The organism is Pseudarthrobacter sp. MDT3-1 (genome assembly GCF_054510755.1).
Map to the genome: position 1 here is coordinate 21,403 of NZ_JBTNDX010000012.1, position 16,783 is coordinate 38,185.

Annotated in this window: 15 protein-coding genes; 8 read left to right on the forward strand and 7 right to left on the reverse strand. The window is 62.5% G+C overall.

Annotation, left to right across the window (positions count from 1 at the left end; genetic code table 11):
* Positions 1-187: 187 nt before the first annotated feature.
* Positions 188-3,430 (forward strand): hypothetical protein, encoded by a 3,243-nt coding sequence (locus tag ACX80X_RS11110; RefSeq protein WP_459312023.1) that lies wholly within the window; start codon positions 188-190, stop codon positions 3,428-3,430.
* 670 nt (positions 3,431-4,100) lie between these two features.
* On the opposite strand, the gene ACX80X_RS11115 is transcribed toward ACX80X_RS11110, so the two are convergent.
* Positions 4,101-4,844 carry a DUF2637 domain-containing protein gene (locus tag ACX80X_RS11115; RefSeq protein WP_459312025.1) on the reverse strand — a complete coding sequence of 248 codons (744 nt, stop codon included), beginning with the start codon at positions 4,842-4,844 and terminating at the stop codon, positions 4,101-4,103.
* A gap of 253 nt (positions 4,845-5,097) precedes the next feature.
* On the opposite strand from ACX80X_RS11115, the gene ACX80X_RS11120 reads away from it, so the two are divergent.
* Positions 5,098-5,235 (forward strand): hypothetical protein, encoded by a 138-nt coding sequence (locus tag ACX80X_RS11120; protein ID WP_459312027.1) that lies wholly within the window; start codon positions 5,098-5,100, stop codon positions 5,233-5,235.
* A 769-nt stretch (positions 5,236-6,004) separates the two neighbouring features.
* On the opposite strand, the gene ACX80X_RS11125 is transcribed toward ACX80X_RS11120, so the two are convergent.
* Positions 6,005-6,919 carry an Ltp family lipoprotein gene (locus ACX80X_RS11125; RefSeq protein WP_459312029.1) on the reverse strand — a complete coding sequence of 305 codons (915 nt, stop codon included), beginning with the start codon at positions 6,917-6,919 and terminating at the stop codon, positions 6,005-6,007.
* A gap of 225 nt (positions 6,920-7,144) precedes the next feature.
* Here ACX80X_RS11125 and ACX80X_RS11130 point away from each other — a divergent pair, with 225 nt between their 5' ends.
* Both ACX80X_RS11130 and ACX80X_RS11135 read left to right on the forward strand, forming a co-directional pair.
* A complete protein-coding gene (locus ACX80X_RS11130) occupies positions 7,145-7,447 on the forward strand; it encodes a hypothetical protein (RefSeq protein ID WP_459312031.1) in 303 nt (100 codons plus the stop codon).
* Positions 7,448-7,609: 162 nt separating this feature from the next.
* On the forward strand, positions 7,610-7,975 hold the full coding sequence (locus ACX80X_RS11135; RefSeq protein ID WP_459312033.1) for a hypothetical protein: 366 nt from the start codon (positions 7,610-7,612) through the stop codon (positions 7,973-7,975).
* Between the two features lie 275 nt (positions 7,976-8,250).
* Here ACX80X_RS11135 and ACX80X_RS11140 read toward each other — a convergent pair whose 3' ends face one another.
* Together ACX80X_RS11140 and ACX80X_RS11145 are read right to left on the reverse strand one after the other, a co-directional pair.
* Complete coding sequence (locus ACX80X_RS11140; RefSeq protein WP_459312035.1) at positions 8,251-8,499, reverse strand: hypothetical protein; 249 nt, start codon at positions 8,497-8,499, stop codon at positions 8,251-8,253.
* A gap of 133 nt (positions 8,500-8,632) precedes the next feature.
* Entirely contained in the window at positions 8,633-9,433 is an 801-nt protein-coding gene (locus ACX80X_RS11145; RefSeq protein ID WP_459312037.1) for a hypothetical protein, read from the reverse strand.
* Positions 9,434-10,317: 884 nt separating this feature from the next.
* Here ACX80X_RS11145 and ACX80X_RS11150 point away from each other — a divergent pair.
* Positions 10,318-11,667 (forward strand): vWA domain-containing protein, encoded by a 1,350-nt coding sequence (locus ACX80X_RS11150; RefSeq protein ID WP_459312157.1) that lies wholly within the window; start codon positions 10,318-10,320, stop codon positions 11,665-11,667.
* A gap of 134 nt (positions 11,668-11,801) precedes the next feature.
* Here the strand turns inward: ACX80X_RS11150 and ACX80X_RS11155 are convergent, their stop codons facing one another.
* From ACX80X_RS11155 to ACX80X_RS11165, 3 genes are read right to left on the reverse strand one after another with little or no spacing between them, the layout of a single operon-like run.
* Positions 11,802-12,176, reverse strand: a complete 375-nt coding sequence (locus ACX80X_RS11155) for a hypothetical protein (protein ID WP_459312038.1) — start codon at positions 12,174-12,176, stop codon at positions 11,802-11,804.
* Positions 12,163-12,573: a hypothetical protein gene (locus tag ACX80X_RS11160; protein WP_459312040.1), complete on the reverse strand. Its 411-nt coding sequence runs from the start codon at positions 12,571-12,573 to the stop codon at positions 12,163-12,165. Before ACX80X_RS11160 ends, ACX80X_RS11155 begins: the two co-directional genes overlap by 14 nt.
* A complete protein-coding gene (locus tag ACX80X_RS11165; RefSeq protein WP_459312042.1) occupies positions 12,570-13,274 on the reverse strand; it encodes an SOS response-associated peptidase in 705 nt (234 codons plus the stop codon). Before ACX80X_RS11165 ends, ACX80X_RS11160 begins: the two co-directional genes overlap by 4 nt.
* 92 nt (positions 13,275-13,366) lie before the next feature.
* On the opposite strand from ACX80X_RS11165, the gene ACX80X_RS11170 reads away from it, so the two are divergent.
* From ACX80X_RS11170 to ACX80X_RS11180, 3 genes are all read left to right on the forward strand, one after another.
* Positions 13,367-13,666, forward strand: coding sequence for a DUF4193 domain-containing protein (locus ACX80X_RS11170; protein WP_459312044.1), 300 nt, complete (start codon positions 13,367-13,369; stop codon positions 13,664-13,666).
* Positions 13,667-13,730: 64 nt separating this feature from the next.
* Positions 13,731-14,045 carry a hypothetical protein gene (locus ACX80X_RS11175; protein WP_459312046.1) on the forward strand — a complete coding sequence of 105 codons (315 nt, stop codon included), beginning with the start codon at positions 13,731-13,733 and terminating at the stop codon, positions 14,043-14,045.
* A gap of 197 nt (positions 14,046-14,242) precedes the next feature.
* Positions 14,243-15,247, forward strand: a complete 1,005-nt coding sequence (locus ACX80X_RS11180) for an NYN domain-containing protein (RefSeq protein WP_459312048.1) — start codon at positions 14,243-14,245, stop codon at positions 15,245-15,247.
* The last annotated feature ends 1,536 nt before the right edge of the window (positions 15,248-16,783 follow it).

Genomic DNA, 16,783 nt, shown 5'->3' on the forward strand with positions numbered 1-16,783 from the left:
GCTCGGGGTGTCGAGATTGAGGCGGAAAGGACAGCGGCATGACGCTGGTCCTCACCAAATCCAGGGAGGAGTAGTCGGCCCTGATCCTGTGGCGCCCTGACGATCGGAGTTCACCGGGGCCTGAGGGTGCCGCAGCCATTTCTGCGGAGGAGACACCCGTCGAGCCCGGCGCCGCATAGACGTACGCATGACTAGACCGACCGACCGAACGCCCTTGGACCACGACGAAGCCGACACAGAAAGAGAAGCCGACACAGAAAGATACGACGGGGTCGACACCGATTATTACTCTGACGAAGACGAAGATGAGGTCTCGGTACCCGCTTCAGCCAACGCACCGGGTGTGGGAGCGCCCTCCCCCTCTCTGTCCCGCGTGCGCGCAGCCTCCCCTTCACGGACTCTCACCGGGTTCACAGGCCTGCCGGACACCCCGAACTGGTCTGCCGCCGACTATTTTCACTTCATCACCGGCTCGGGAGCCGCGAAACTTGCCGATTCCGGTGTGGCACCGCTGGTTGCGGCCGCCCGCGGATACTCCCGCATCGACTCGACCAACTTCACTGCCGAGATGAAGAAGATGGACATGAGCCTTGTCACCAAGCAGGGCAAACGGCTCAAGCGCTGCATCGCAGCTGGGCCACACGACGGCATGCAGATGCCCTGGTATTCGGTTGCTGACCTGCAGTCCGCCCACCGCAAGGAAGAGGCGGTACAGCCCCACACGTGGCAGGTCCGGCCTCAGATGCCCGAAAACAACGACCAGGGCAAGCCGATCAAGTACGAGTTCAAGCCCCAGACCGGCACCCCGCTGGACCTGCATCCGGCCACCCCGATCGACTGGATCGACACCACCCCGGTGGTCATGTTCGCCGAGGGGATGCTCAAGGGCGACTCGGCGATTTCCGCCTACCTGCGCTCCATGGGCGTCTCCTGGGAAGACCTGAAGTACGACGGCACCTTCGACCCGATCGCCAAGATGCGGTCGCTGCTGGACGCCATCCCCGAGAACGACCGGGTCCTGATCGTCTCCATCGCCGGCATCCACAACGCCCACCAGCACGCCGCTGACTGGCGCGAAATAGACCTGAAAGGCCGTGAAGGCTGGATCGCGTTCGACGCCGACCTGGAGGTCAACCCGTTCGTGCACGCAGCGGCGAAGAAACTCTTCGAGCAGCTGGACGAAAAATCCAAGATGAGACTCATCCGCTTCCTGAACCCGGCAGTGACCTCCGGCGACGACGGGTCCATGGCCAAAGCCGGCGTGGATGACTACCTGGCCAAGTACGGGACCTGGAGCATGCTCCTGAAGCAGCTGACGACCACTATGCCGGCCGCCCCGATGCGCAACGCTGACGAGAAGGCCGGAGCGTTCCGCGTCTCCACCAACGGCCAGTCCGTGGAGGAATGCGTGCCGGTCTTGGACGGCCCCGGCGGCACTATCAGCGGTTACCGCTGGTACGAGAGAGTGGAACTGGGCGGAAGGATTCTGGCCATGGAGGTCCGCCGCCAGCCGACCGACGACGAGATGCGCACCGGCCTGTTCAACCCGAACGTCAGCCTGAACGAGATCGAGGACTCCCAGACCCAGATTGAAGTCGCATGGGGACGGAATGGAGCGGATTTCTCCGCCGTCATCACTGGCCCCCAGAAGATACTGAACTACCTTCCAGCGGACTGGGATCGGCAGGGCGCCATCATCCCGCCCAGCCTGCTGGTCCACCGGTCTTGGCCACCGCGCGCGGCCAAGGGTGAGGCCTGGATTTCGGCATTGAAGGACAACCGCACTGAGGAGACGATGTCCAAAACCCGCTGGATGCAGATGGGCTGGGTTCCTGTGGAGAACGACACCCCCGTCTACATCATCAACGATCAGGTCGTCGGCGACACTGAACTTAGTTCCAACGCCGTCGCAGGCATCGACAAAGACGCGCTGCCGGTCGCCGACAGCTACGGCGTGGGGACGGGCAGACTCGACGGCAACTTTGACGATCCCCAGTACACGGCACAGGTGGCCAAGGATTTCCGTGAAGTCATGGACGCCTACATCGCCTCCGGCGCCTGGACCGACCCGTCCGCGGCCGTCATCGTCCTCGCCGCAGGGCTCCGGCCTGCCGTGCCGCTGCGCCCTCGCTCCACCGTGTACTTTTGGGGCCCGAAGGGTGGGGGAAAGAGCTGGTCCGCGCAGTGCTGCATGTACTTCTGGGCCCGTCGAAAGTCGGACTGGCAGGACGGCCTCCCCGGATCCGCCAAGGACACCCAGGCGTACACCGAGAACGCCATCGCGCACGCCCCCATCTGGGTGATTGACGATCTGGCGCCCTCCTCGGTCCGCCGCCAAGCCGAGGCTGAAGATGCAAAGATAGCCGACATGACCCGCGCCATCTTCAACAACGCCACCAAGGGCCGTATGAACCCTGACATGACCACGCGCAAAGTCAACAAGCCCATGGCCCAACTTATTATCACCGCCGAAAACGAGCTCACCACTCCGAGCGCCAGAGAACGCCTCGTCCCGGTGTTCATTGGTAAGGGCAAGCTGCACGAGGACCGGAACAAGACAGACCGGATCAACGACATGGCCCGCATGGACGGGACCCAGGCACGGCTGACAAGCCACCTGATCCGGTACATCCGCAACGTAGCCATCAGCTACCGCGGTGGCTGGGCCGCCTACATGGACCACCTGGAAGATACCCGCACCAACGTCAAGCACTCGGTCGCGACCATCATGCGGGAAGTGGGTGCCTCTACCGGCTCCCTGGAACGCACCTCGACCCTGGCTGCCGACCTCCTGCTGACCCTGGCGGTGCTCCAGGAGATGGCATACGAGCTGAACATGGACCGTGACTTCGTCGAGCAGTTCGATGTCGACGAGCTGGGCATGAGCGTCATCCGCCTCGTCACGGACGCGCACACTGAAAACCAGCAGGCCGCTCCGGGGGCGTCCCTTATCCGTGCGCTGTCCTCGCTGCTTTCCGCCGGCGGCGCCCACGTGATCTCAGGCGATGACCCGACCCGCCCGCCGGTCACCGGCAACGAGGTGGGTGAGGGGCTGGCGAACGACAAACTCGGCTGGAAGGCCGGCGGCTCCGATGGAAGCCTCCGCCCCGTCGGCCCCACCATCGGCACCGTGGTGACGTCACGCGGCAAACAGGTCATCCTGTTCGACCAGATGACAGCGTTCGGCAAAGCGCAGGCTGCCTTCCCGACACTGATCCAGCACGGTCAGGGGACGGGCTCCGGCTGGACGTCAGTATGGGACGAGGGGCTGGCATCCGACGTGGTGGCTCGGTTCAAGAAACCGAACGGCAAGTACCTAAACACCGTCCGCATTGGAACCGGCCCGAACCGTGTCTCCGGCGTCCCGGTCGATGTCGAGGTCATCCTCCGCGGCGGCAACGAAATCGACTACGACCAGGAAAGCGACTGAGAAGCCCTGTTTGTGCCATGAAGGCGAAGGCCCCGCTCGCCCGAGCGGGGCCTTCAGACTTTCCTGCGATTACTGCATACGTCTGCACCTAGCCAAAGCGAGCTTGGTCGGTCGAAAACCTGTCAAGGAGACGGCCAAACCATCCGAGACCAACCCAAAACCCACCGCAGGTAGGCTCATCCGCGGACCGGGAATTGTCTATATCTCGGGGGTTTCAGCGCATCTTCAGACCAAAACCTACCAAACCCACCAGGGAACTACACCTCCATAAGGAGGGATCTAATTAGTAGTTCTTCAAGGGCAGAAATACATAACACTCAGGCTCCTACGTAAGGCTATTAATTTTAAGGTAGGTTCAGTGGGTTTAGATAGATAGAAGGCCCTGCATCCCTTTGGTAGCGCTGTTTATGAATCTGATTTCGACCCTACCGGCTGGTTGGTTCCAGTAGGTTCCAGTAGGGCTTGGCGCCCGTGCACTCCAGCAACATTAGATTCAGGTCGGTTTGTCCGGCGTTGCTTACGCTGGTTTTCTACACTCATCGAGGTCGGCTGGCCTGACGCCCGCCGCTCGCACTGGCGGATCTGTGTCGGCAGCACCCATGCAACGCAAGATTCTGGGTTGGACATCCCAGGATAGGCGAGGCGAGACTGACAATCGTTCTTCGTTTGGCTAGGACAGTGCTGCGACCTGTTCGGGTTTAGGGGCTGCAGCCATCGCTGACCGTTCCCGCAGTACGCGCGCCACCGTCGTCTTCGAGGTGCCCAGCCGCTCAGCGATCGCCCGCTGGGAGAGGTTCTCGTCAGCCAATTCGAGGATCTGCTCCGGCTTCACTTCAACCTTGGTCCGCAGTGGTCCAGAGGGGTGGTTTACACGTGGTCCACGGACCGGTCCACCCGCTGGTCCGCGGTGGTCCGCGAGTGGTCCGGATCTTGCTCCGAAGTGGTCCACATTCTCTGGTCCACCCCGTTCCTGGACCAGCCGGGCCAACGCACGCTTGCGCCGTTGGGAGACTGAGCCGACCGGGGGAGCGACAGCCAGCTGCACGGTCGTCTCGGTGGCGAAGAACAGACTGACCGGCATGATGGCCGCCAGGAAGGCCCCGAACATGACCGTGCCGTCAACCGGGACTGGCACGCCGCCGGGCGCGAGGACGTGGGCGGCGTTGGCGGCGACCGATACGGCGGTGAAAAAGCTAACACTGATCCATGACATCACCGTAGATTCCCCGCGGGCACGCTGGACTGAGGCTGCCACGGCATACACCAGGATGGTGGAGTCAACGACAATCGGGACGAGCCACCTCAGCTGCGGCGCGATCCCCGCCCATTCAGCTGCCTGGATCAGGCCCTGAAAGGAGAGAGTGAAGCTGGCCACTGCCAGGATCCCGACCAAGGCCATGGATGCCATCGTCATTGTTCGGCTGTCGGGTTCAATTCTCGAGCTTGTCATCAGTTACGTTCTCCCTCGCCGTCTGCCCCGCGACTTCCTTTTGGACCACGCGGGACGCTCAGTCTAGGGCCGGTTTGGCCCACACATTCGGTAGTGTGGACCGGTCCTTGGCCCACCCGCGGACCACCTTGGACCAGTTGTGGACCACCTACTTGGACCACCGCGGACCACCTGTTGGACCAGGGGTGGTCCACGCTATCCGAGGGCGCCGACAGTTATGCCCATCTCCGTACACATGACCGGAAAGACCGTCAACTTCGTTCGCGGTGAGAAGACCAGCTCCGACGTCCAGATCGACCACCTGGTGCCCTTGTCCGAGGCATGGCAGAAGGGTGCCCAGCAGTGGGACGAATAGACCCGCACCGCATTCGCGAATGACCCCATCAACCTCCGGGCAGTCGATGGCCCGAGTAATTCATCCAAGGGAGATTCCGACCTTGCCACGTGGCTGCCGCCGAACCGCGGCCACTGGTGCACTTACGTCAGTGAGATCGTCCACGTGAAACCCACGTACGGCGTCTGGATAACCGAAGCCGAGCACGCCCGGGCCGGGGAGATCCTCGCAGGCTGCTAAACACTAAGCTACCTATCGCGCTCGGATCCGGTAACTGTACGGAGAGCTCTTCCGCCGAAGGGCTAGGCAACGTGCTCAGCTTCCAGCGTGCCGACACGCTAAACTCATGGCCCAAGACTGCCCCGGCATTCCAGATCATCGACGGCGGTAAAGACTGATCAGCCGGTAACACCTGCTCATGCCGCAGACCCGCAAGAAGCGCACTTGGAAATCCGTCGTGAAGGCATACGAAAAGGCTTCGGAGCTGGGGTCCGCTCAGCCCTGTCGAGCCGGCATCCCGTCACTCTGATGGCTTCCAGGAGGTTGGCCCGGGCCAGGTCTACGTCAGGGCCGGAGCAGTCTTCCACCCTGCTTGGTGAATCGCCGTAGGGACCGCGTGGGACGACAACCCGGACTGTCTGCTCGTGATCGCGGAGAGCGCCGTCGGCGCCCGCCGGGAGTGCAAATCCTGCGCCGAGCCCCTGCCGGCGTAGACGGACTTTTCGGCGGCACGAAAAGACCCCCTGGAGCCAGTCCAAGGGGTCTTTCGCCGCGGGGCGGGCTTCGGTGGCTAGAGGCCGGTCGTGCTTGCCCCGTACTCGGCCTGCTCCGGTGTGTAGCCCTCGTAAAGCAGTTGGTCGACCAGCCCCGAGCGTGAGAAGGAGCTGAACTTCAGGTAGTCCTCGGCTTTTTTGGCTGCCTGCTCGTTGTAGTCCACGGTCATGTGGTCCACGGCCCAGGTGGAGTCCTCGACGGAGAATTTCTCGTAGACCAGCTGGTCGATCAGCCCGGACCGGGAGAAGGCGCTGAACTTGAGGTAGTCGCCGGCTTTGCGCTGAGCGCTCTGCTGGCTGATCGTTCCTTTTGCGGCCTCGGCAGCAGCCTTGGCGGCTGCGTCAGCGTCAGCCTTTGCTTTGGCGTCCGCGTCGGTTTTCGCCTTGGCAGCAGCGTCGGCCTCGGCCTTCGCCTGCTTGGCTGCATCCGCGTCAGCCTTGGCTTTGGCGTCGGCGTCGGTTTTCGCCTTGGCTTCCGCGGCCGCTACGGCGGGATCCTTTGAGGGGGTTGCGGAGGCAGTAGCCGTGGGTGCGGTCGCGGACTCTTTAGCGGTGGAAACGCTGGAAGCAGAAGTTGTCCCGGTCAGGCCGCGGGCGGGGTTGACGATCATGCCCAGGATGAAGAAAGCGATGGTGACGATCAGGGCTACCTTCTTGTGCCTGTCGTAGCCCTCCAGCGGGAGCCCCTGCTTGTCGCGGGTCTTGTTGACCAGCAGGAGGATAATGTCGACGAGTGCCCAGATGCCCAGACCACCGATGGTGATCAGCTTCAGTATGCCGGTTCCGATTTTGCCCAGGTAGAACCGGTCCACGCCGAGAACGCCAAGGAGGAGAGCGAGCAACCAGGTCACCAGGAATGACTTGTTGCCTTGCTGCGCCTGCCCGTACCCCGGGGCCGGGGGATAGGGGGCAGTGTAGGGGGTTTGGCTCATGAGAGTCCTTCCATAGGACACCTGACCGACGTGCGATGCGAAGCGTGCGGGGTGGGTGCGGAGATGGACGCGCACTGGGGTAACTGGGCGTGGGCCGCGGACCGCGAGGGCGGCTCATCGCGCGCGCTGACAGTCATTAGCATGATCGCTTCCCCCAATAGCGTCACGGGCGATGCTGCCCGTAGTTCGGATGCTACACGTCATTGGCGGAATTGATTCAAATGCATGGAAAGTGACGGGGGAGCCGGCACAGGCCATGGCGAGCAGGTCAGGACCAGTGCCAACCGCAAGCCGGGCGGGGGCAACCTGTTCGCTGCCGACAAGCCATCGTGGTGCCTGACGGAGAAGGCCCGCACCTGGACCCGCGAATCCGACGGCGCCAGACTGACGAGCTCCCAGGCCGGCGTGCTGAACGGGTTCCCGGCAAGCTTCCCCTGGTCCGGCAGCCGCTCACGCCAGTTCCTGCAGGCTGCCAATGTCGTCGCCCCGCAGGTGGCAGCGGCCCTGTTGGCAGAGGTTGCCGCCTAAGCGCTCAAATGGGCGAGGCCCCTTAGAGTTGTGGCAGCAATCAAGAGCGGGGGGAACCATGGCTATCTGCTGGACAAGACTGCTTCAACAGGGCTGAGGACCATCGCCGCTGGTCGCAGCCCAGCAGGGCAGGCGGCCCCCTCAATCTAGAAGGAGAAAATCATGCTTACCCATCTCGCCGTCACAGATAAATCGAGAAGGCGGACTTTCGCAGCATGTGGAGTGAACGCTAAGCCCGGATCGGACTTCACCGGGCAGCGGGCTTATGTCACCTGCAATAAGTGCAGAGGGACCAAGGTATTCCTCGAGGCCGAGAGCGGCATCGTGCCGGTACATACTTCGGCCATCCATTATCTCGAGATCGCTCTCCGAGCTAACGAGTCTTCCATCCGTGAAGCGGAAGAGGAAAACAAAGAAATAGATGACCCCGGTGAGTGGGAGAGATTGCACGAGGAGCGTGAGCAGTTGGTTACATCCCTCGCCACCTTGAAGGCCCTCCAAGAGGTCGACCTTATGGCCACAAAGTAGATGTCAAAGTAGGTGCACCACCACAGCCAGCACAATGGCGACTGGCTCACCGTTGTCGGTATGGACAGCCGGTTAGGCGCGCTACGAACGCAACTGCAGCCGGGTTCGATGATGCTTGTCACGGGGTGGAGGAAGCCCTCATGCCCGGCCCAGCTCCTAAGAGAACCCGGACTGTTACGCGGTCACAATTAAAATGCCCGGCATCCATACAGCGCGTCGAAGGGGCACCAGTAGTATTGGCTGAAATACGCAACAGAAGCGGGAGCATCATGGGGCTATTCGGCAAGCTTGTAGGAAAACTCAGCCGCCCGCCGGCCTGCGGCGACACGGAAACCCGCGTCCAGCCAGGTGGCCCCGTGAACGTCAAATGCACACGGCACCCAGATCACCCTGGGAACCATTTCGACAGTCGATACCGCTTGCAGTGGGGCGAACGCCCACTCCACGAAATGTTCGACAATCACCCCGAATTTTTCAAGGATCTCAACTAACAACTGCGCGCGATTTCCTATCCAATCGTTCATCTAATGCAATATCAACCGATTTAGGTTGACATAATCGCTGTTATCGGCACACTTTTTTGCCTGGGGGAGAGGCGGAGCCTGGAGCCGGAAAGACCGCGAAAACCTGCCGGAGCCCTATCCATAAACCGGTGCGCTACCCGAGCAGTTCGGCAGTGTGGAAATTTGCGTTGTAGCCGGCGATCTTCCACTTGCCGTCAGCAGGGTCCTTGGCGACGGCGAACGAGATTTCCGCTGTTGAGTTCTGATCCGGCTTGGGGGTTCCGTCAGCAGTAACCGACATTGCATAAGCAGCGGTGGTGTCAAGCATGACTCCCTGCAGATTGGCGCTCTCCACATAGCGGAATTTCTGAGGGGTGATGGTCCGCATAGTCACGCGGGGCGTATTAGCCCCGTGAACATAAGAGAAGCCAGGCTTTGATGCCATCCACTGTTCGCGGGCGACATCGTCCTTCCCAGCTTTCAGCTCATTGAGCATGACCTCCTGGTTGAGCGGGTGAACTTGATCTTTATGTGTGGCCCACCAGCCGTCGATGTCCGTACCGTCGTTGAGGGTGGAGTCGATGACTTCCTCAGCAATGAAACGGACGATCACTTTCTGCGCCTCGGCGAGTTCGGCCTCCGAGTAATGGGCCTTGGCAGCGTCATCGGTGATTGTTGGGTTGTACTGCATCGCCGGGTCAGTATCGGCAATGCTCGTCTGGAGGTAGTCGCCTTTGCCGTCGTTGGCGACGCCTTTGGCGACAAGGCCGCTGGGCAACGTGTAGGGAAATTTGCTGGTTGGGGACGGCGTCGCCGACGGGGTGGCAGCCGCTGAAGCAGCGTCCGAGCCGCCTAAAGTGCTGGCGGCCGATGTTGCCTCGGGTGCCGAGCACGCCGAGGTGAAGATAAGCGCCCCGGCAATTCCTGCGGCGGCCACGATTTTACGAGGGTTCAAAATTCATCCTTTGAAGAATTGAAGCTGAGGAAAAGGAGCCGGGACGGAGTCCTATCCATAAACATGTGTGCGGCCCGTCAATCAAAGATTTCCACCCGGCTGCTCACGGGTCCCGCTCTTCGGTCATGATGACCACGGCGTCATCGTCCAGGAGCGCTTGGAGTATCTGCCATGGTCAGCCCGTGACAGGGGCTTTTGCTGTTCAAGCCAGAAGTGCCGCGGCAGTGGTTTACGGAAGGCTCCCCGGCCACTGTTTGGATTGAAGTCCAGCAGGCGCCGGATAAGGCGTGGCGAAATGGCCAGCAAGCATTTAGTCCCCCAATTTGGTTTATTGGGATGAGAATACAGGCAACCGCCCCGGACAACCATCAATGCATGTTTTAGTTACTCCTGAATGCGCAGGTCGGCGCCGGCGCCCCTGCCATTGGCCGGTCCCCCAGCCCTCATCTTGGGCTACGGGATGCGTCGACGCCCGGGCCTGCTGCCGCCCGCCGATCGGTCCGGGATCGTATGAATAGATGAGCGGGCCCGGTAGCAGTCGCCCCGGGCCGCTCCACGATCAGCTGAACTTGGCGATACGGGCCTTGGCAGGGTCGCTATTGACCATCTCCACGCGAACCAGCAGGAGCGAGTTCTGTCCAACCTCAGTCCCTGCTTCAAACTTGTCCATGCAACCCATTCTTACAGGCCTAACTGCCAATCAGGGCCCTCCGCTGGGGCAGGGAATCACCGAGCGGATCCACAAACTCAGAAACCTCCGCATGCTTCTACCCAGGCGCGAATAGCGCAAGCGGAGTGGGGGAGAAACTGGTGGGAACACAGTGAAAAGAAAAATGACAGTTGCGCTGGCCTGTACTGTGGCGCTGATCCCGGTGACATTCTCAATGCCCGTCGCACACGCTGGGCTAACGTCGGAGACCAGTACGATCACGATCAGCGCCGGCGAAACGCATACGGAGAATCTCACGGTGACCGTGCCTCGCATGCCTGCTAAAGCGGACATCCAGATCGCCATCGACACCACAGGAAGTCAGTCTGGTGCCATAGACCAGGCGAAGGCCCAGGCAACAGAGCTGGTGAATACAGTCCACGCGGCAGTACCCGACGCCAACTTCTCGGTAGTGGATTTCAGGGACAGCACTGACGGGCCCTCCGAGTACGTCATCAGGCAACCGATCACTAATGATGCCGCAGCAGTTCAGGAAGCGATCAACACCATGTCGGCCGGCGGCGGCGGGGACTACCCCGAGGCTCAAAACCTGGTGCTGTCCAGGGCCGCCTCAGATGACCCTGCCCTTTGGCGGCCTAACAGCCGCAAGTTCGTCGTTCTCATCACTGACGCCCCACCCCACGGCGCAGCAGTAAACGGCTTCGAGTCCTGCTCCGACCGCTCTCCTGACCCCCATGGCCTGGCGACAAACGCAGTAGTGGCAGACCTCGCAGCGGCTCATCGGACTCTCTTCGCAGTGACTTCGGCTTCCTTTATGGGCGGCCTCACGGCCAGCTGTTACAACGACATCGCTGCAGCGAGCATGACGGGAAGCGCTCAGCAGCCCCTGGGAAGTGACTTCGGCGCTCAGACCCTGGACATGATCGAGGCTGCATCAGCGACTGTGAGCGACGTCCATCTTGAGGTTGCCGGACAGAACCCGAATGCTTCCTGGATCAGCTTCAGCCCTGCAGTCATCGGCCCAGTAAAAACGCCGGCAACCATTCCCTTCACGGCTGACATCGCGGTCCCCGCTGATGCCACCGAAGGAGATCACGTCTTTGACATCGTCGCCCTTGCTGACGGCGGGGACATCGGTCACCAAACCCTGACCATCACGGTTCCGCCCCGAAACGCCGCACCGGTCTGCACAAGCGCCGCGGCAGCCCAGCCATCCATCTGGTCACCGAACCACCGGATGGTCGGGGTGAAAATTGTGGGCTTGACCGACCCTGACGGTGATCCCCTCAAGCTCACTGTCACCGGAGTTACCCAGGATGAGCCGGTCAACGGGCCCGGCGACGGCAACACCTCCCCCGACGCTGCCATCGGCACTGACGGTTCCAGTGTCCAGATCCGAGCCGAACGCAGCGGCACCGGCGACGGCAGGGTCTACGCGATAGCCATCACAGCCACTGACGGCGAGGGCGCGACCTGCTCAGGAACCGTACGGGCCAGTGTGCCACATGACCAGCGCGGTGCAGCCGCTGCCGACTCCGGGCAGGCATACAACTCGCTGGGCTAAGCCTTTCCCTATCCTGCCGAACTGTCCCGATTCGGAAGCCGACACAGCAATGCCCCGTCCTCATTGGGCCGGGGCATTGCCGGAGTGCTTAGCCTGCGATCTTGCGGGCCATAAACGCCTGACGTCTACCGGGACTAGGCTCCCTCCGGCGGATCCACTTCATCGAACCATCGGACGACCGAGTTGCCGCCATAGGCGCGGCTGATCGTCTGCTGCAGCCCGTCGGCCTGCTGCACGGCCAGGTCAAGTTCGGCGACCACTGTCATGATGCCGATCTCGCTCTCGTCATGGCCTTCGTGGAAGTGCCGGCCGGATTCGGCGGTGCGGTGCCATTCGGTGAGCTGCCCCAGGGCCATTTCGAGTGAGCGCATGCTGTCCAGCACCTTTCCCAGGATGGAGTAGCTGTCCGATGGCCGGTCCAGGGAGTCCGCGTTCTGCATGAGGTCGCGGGCGGCCCGTGAGAGCCGGCTGGCGGCGTGGTAGGCGTGTCTGCTCTCAGGCTCGGTCACAGGCAACCTCGCCGTCTATGTCTTTGCACTGGATGTGGACGCGCTCCGGCTGCCCGGGATCGTCGCCCCAGATGCTGATCTGGACTTCTGTTGAGATGGTCCGGAAGCTGGCGACCGGGTCGATGTAGACCGTCTGCACCTCGATGAGCTGGCGGCCGGAGTGCAGCACCCCCTCATGCAGAAGCGCCAGGGACGGGTGTTCCGGCGGGTTCGTGCCGATGCTGACCTGGACGTCGCCGTCAGCGTCGTGCTGGACGGCGACACCCCAGACGTTGGCGCTGGTCCAGAAGTTGGCGACGCCGTCGATGTCCGGTATCTGCAGCTGATTGCTGTCCTCGGACATGAGCCAGAGCAGGGCATTCGGGAAGGCGACGGTGGCCGTGAAGACCCCGCTCACTCGGCCGGCTCCAGCAACTCGGGGCCGTTGTTTCGGACGCTGTTGACCCGGTCGCTGACAATCCGCGGGGTCAGGACCGGCTCGGGGACGGCGTCAAGGAGTTGCTGCACATCGGCTTTGTCGGTGGTGCCGGGGTCCAGCCAGTCGGCGAACATGTCCGGCGGGATGATGACCGGCGCCCGGTCGTGGACGTGGCCCAGAGAGTCGTGCGCCGTGGTGGTCAGGACGGTGCAGCTGAGCAGCCATCGGCCCGGGTCGTCCTCGGGCAACTCCGGGTCCGGCCAGAACTCGTACAGGCCAGCAAAGGCCAGCAGGTCATCCTTCTCCGAGAACAGGTAGTTCGGGATCTTCTTGCCGCCTTCAGTCTTCTGCCACTCGTAATAGCCCTCAGCAGGAATCAGAGTCCGTCGCTTCACCGCCGCGTTCCGGAACGACGGCTTCTCCAGAATGGATTCGCTCCGCGCATTGATCAATCTTGAGCCAATCTTGAGGTTTTTCGCCCACGACGGGACCAGGCCCCAGCGGGCAATCAGCAGACGGCGGTCAATTTCGTCCTCATCGAGGCGCTCGGCGATGATCGGGACGTCCTGGGTGGGTGCCACGTTCCAGCTGGGCGGCGGCGGGCTGCCCTCCACCTCCTTGGCATCAAAGTAGCCAAGGAGGTCGCCGGTGGCCTTGGACATCACGTATCTTCCGCACATGCGCCCATTCTGCCTCACGAGTAGGGGAATGCCGGGTGCATGCTGTATGTTGCAGTCGCTGACAAACCCCGACAGATATGAGAAGCACCCAAGTGGCAACCGATTACGACGAACTCCGCTCCGACGTCAAAGAATCCCAGCACAACTCCCTGGAGGCGCTGCGGACAGCCAACACCCCTGACGCGCGCAGCGTTGGCCGGGAACTGGACGAAGCAGATACCGTCGACGGCGTTGATCTCCCGGGCGACTTCATTGCCGAGGAGCTGGTCGTCCAGGTTGTCCCCCAGGCGAACGATGAGTTCACCTGCTGGTCCTGCTTCCTGGTCCGACACCGCTCCCAGGTCGCCCTTGAAAAGAACGGTCACGCCTACTGCGTCGAATGTGAAGGCTGAACCCAGATACTGGCCCATCATTAGCAGGCAATGGTGGGAAAACTCCCGGACCGACTTTCAGCTCATGACCCTGGAGGAGTGCGAGCAGCACTTCGAAACTCTGTATGGGGACCCTGAGCCGTACATGCAGCAGCTGGTGCGGGTGTTCATCGACGATGAAACGCTGGCGCCGGGCTACCAGTTTGTGGACGGGCAGTTGCACCCCGTGGTCCTGACCTTGTACAGGCGCGCGATGGAGCTGAAGGTGCCCCACAATTGCTTCACCGCATGGATGCTCACGCCGCTGCCGGGCGAGAACTATCCGCGGCCCGTTGCGGCTCTGGATCACCCGGAGAAGCTCATGGAGTACCTGGAGGAATTTGCCCGCGACCGCCAGTAGCCCGTGACGGCGCCCCAGGCCTGCAGCGAGGGCGCTTCGGTACTTGTACTGGTTGAGGGTGAATGGCCACGCATCCGTTCTTTCCTGGCCGTCGCATGCACGATGCCCGACTGGCGCCTGTGCAAGGCTGGGAGTCGCCAACTGGCGGCCCTTAGGTTGACTGCTTGGCGTCTCACCCTGCCTGTACGGTTGAACCCATGGTGACCCAGAGCGCGATTTTCGTTGATGCCGGCTTCCTCCTCGCGGTAGGCGGAACCCACGTCGCCGGCACCTCGCTGCGGTCCGCGTTCAGGGTCGACTACGAGAAGCTCATCCAAGGCATCCTGAAGCGCACTGCGGAGCATTCTGGTCTCGATGTCCTGAGGGTCTACTGGTACGACGCCTCGAAGGACGCCCTGTTCACGGACCAGCACAAGTCCATCGGCCTGCTGCCGGATGTGAAGGTCCGTCTGGGCCGGATCTCCTTCAACGGAGAGCAGAAAGGCGTGGACCTCAAGCTCGGGCTGGACCTGGTGGGCGTGGCCCGGAACCGGGCAGCATCCGTGGCGTTCCTGGTCTCTGGCGACGATGACTTGGCCGAGGCGGTCGAGGAAGCCCAGGACCTGGGCATGAAGGTCGTCCTGGTCGGCGTCGAAAACCCCACCCACCGGCTGGGTGTTACGTCCGTCGCCGAACACCTCGCACTCCGGGTCGACAGCATCATCGCCCTGCCCCAGGAACTCATCGACGCCTGCTTCACCAAAAACGTCGCCGCCACGCCCCGCCCCACGCCGGCTCTCACAGTGCAGGCTGCGACGCTCCCCCAGCCGTCGGCGCCAGGGCCCCGGCCCTCCAACATTCCCGCCAGGCCCGGCCCGCCACGGGACCGCATCGTCCTTACCCCGGCTCCCCGTCCGCACCGGACCGAAGCGCACCTCGTCTACAGCTCCGGCGGCACCGGCCCGTCCATCCTGCCCCCGGAGGACAGCCCTCTGGATGTCGCCTACGACGTCGGGGAAAGCGTGGCCGCCAGCTGGTACGGCACGACCACCCAAGGCGAGCTGAACGAACTCCTGGCGGACCGGCCGATCCTGCCCGCGGACGTTGACCGGGTACTGCTGAAGGACTGCGCCCAGCGGATCGGCGAATACAAGACCGACCTACAGGGCGTCCGCCGCGCGCTGCGTGAAGCGTTCTGGACAACGCTGGACCAGCTCATCTAGGCACTGCTGTCTGCGGGTGGCGTCTTGCGCTGGCAGTGGCCGACTGTCATGTGTTCCATGCTCGGATGCCGACGGCACCAATGACAGGATGAAGGACTTCATCAGCGCGGATTGCTCGAGCTTGTCGTCCGCGACGACAGGTCGCACGCGGGAGAAGCAGCAACTGCGAGCCGAGCAGTAGTTGGACGATTGTCCGACGGTTAGTCCTCTGGGATGTAAGACGCCGCACCTGTCCGTTGAGTCGTGACGGAAACCGTAGGAGCTCCTAGCGACTCATATGTGGAAAATAACCGCAGTCTTCAATCCTGCGTTCGGCAACGGAGATTGCGGTTATCCCCGGGAATATGGATTCAGAACGGCGCCCGTCTTTGGGTCGATTAATTTGATAATGTGTGGCGGCCAGTTGTTTGCCTTCCTTTGTCTGCAGTTGCCCGCGTGTGCGGCATCCCTCGCAGAAGAGCAGCGCTGCGCGCCGCTGGCCTCCATCCCCTTCGGTGGCCGGGCTCCGCCCTCAGCCTCACCTGTCAGGGTCCTCCGGCCGACCCCCATCCGACGGGACTGCGTCCCAACCCGTCAGCCAAAGGCCTACAAGCGAAAGGGGCTCCGCCCCAGGGAGTGCCCCATCCAGTCCCAGCCTCGGCTTGCAGTCAGCCGGACAGGGAGCGCTGCGCGCAGGCCCGTCGTGGAACGCCACCGCCCTTTTCTCCAGGAAGTCTTGTGGTTGTAGGGGCTTCGGCCCGGGAAGGCAGGGGTCATCGTCCCGTGGAACGCAAAGTCATCGGACCGTCAACGCTGCGCGAGCAGCGAGGAGGAGCTCACAGTCATCTCTGCGTGGCACGGACAGCTAGACGATTCGCATCGCCAACGACCAGCTCTTCGGACGGACGAAGTCCGGCTCCTCGGCCGAAGGCCTGTCCCTCGAAGAGAGCCCACTCCAAGAGAAGGCCGCTGCGAAGCAGCCGGACAACAACCCGTCAACGGGAAGCCCCACGACAAGGAGCCCAGCCCGGCGGCAGCCGGGCCAGGAGCACTCCCAGTCGAACGAGCAGACAACGAGACGCGACACGAGAAGCAATCCTTGATCGCCATCTCCCCGGCGCGAAGCGCCTCAAGGCCCAGCCCCCAAGAGAAGGCCCGACGAGAAGAGAACGGAAAGTGCAGCGGTACGGGCGGCGCAGCCGCCTAGCCCCGCAGGGAAGGCCAGACACCAGGAGAAGGCAGCAGCCCAAGGGGAGCGGAATGAGCGCAGCGAGTGGCGCGGACCTGGGATGCGGGTCCACGCGTCGGCACCGGGCGCGCAGCGCCCTGGCCGACGAGGAGCCACGTGAAGAGAGCTAATAGTAAACAGGGAGAAACTCAAAGGCAGACGTACAGCTGAGAGGGAAAACGAGACGCCACCGGAAAGGAAACTTAACGTTGGGGCGAGGGCGCTTGCGCCCGAGTCCCCTCTTAAATATGCCGATACCCTGACCTCCACCGACCAGACTCACAGGACTCACAACGACTCACAGGCCCGACGACACCAGGGCTATCGCC

Coding starts and splice junctions, on each gene's coding strand:
- ACX80X_RS11115 (WP_459312025.1), bottom strand. CDS start 4,844: ATGACGATGGCATCCATGGCCTTGGTCGGGATCCTGGCAGTGGCCAGC.
- ACX80X_RS11140 (WP_459312035.1), bottom strand. CDS start 8,499: ATGAACGATTGGATAGGAAATCGCGCGCAGTTGTTAGTTGAGATCCTT.
- ACX80X_RS11180 (WP_459312048.1), top strand. CDS start 14,243: ATGGTGACCCAGAGCGCGATTTTCGTTGATGCCGGCTTCCTCCTCGCG.
- ACX80X_RS11165 (WP_459312042.1), bottom strand. CDS start 13,274: ATGTGCGGAAGATACGTGATGTCCAAGGCCACCGGCGACCTCCTTGGC.
- ACX80X_RS11125 (WP_459312029.1), bottom strand. CDS start 6,919: ATGAGCCAAACCCCCTACACTGCCCCCTATCCCCCGGCCCCGGGGTAC.
- ACX80X_RS11120 (WP_459312027.1), top strand. CDS start 5,098: ATGCCCATCTCCGTACACATGACCGGAAAGACCGTCAACTTCGTTCGC.
- ACX80X_RS11130 (WP_459312031.1), top strand. CDS start 7,145: ATGGAAAGTGACGGGGGAGCCGGCACAGGCCATGGCGAGCAGGTCAGG.
- ACX80X_RS11150 (WP_459312157.1), top strand. CDS start 10,318: ATGCCCGTCGCACACGCTGGGCTAACGTCGGAGACCAGTACGATCACG.
- ACX80X_RS11135 (WP_459312033.1), top strand. CDS start 7,610: ATGCTTACCCATCTCGCCGTCACAGATAAATCGAGAAGGCGGACTTTC.
- ACX80X_RS11175 (WP_459312046.1), top strand. CDS start 13,731: ATGACCCTGGAGGAGTGCGAGCAGCACTTCGAAACTCTGTATGGGGAC.
- ACX80X_RS11110 (WP_459312023.1), top strand. CDS start 188: ATGACTAGACCGACCGACCGAACGCCCTTGGACCACGACGAAGCCGAC.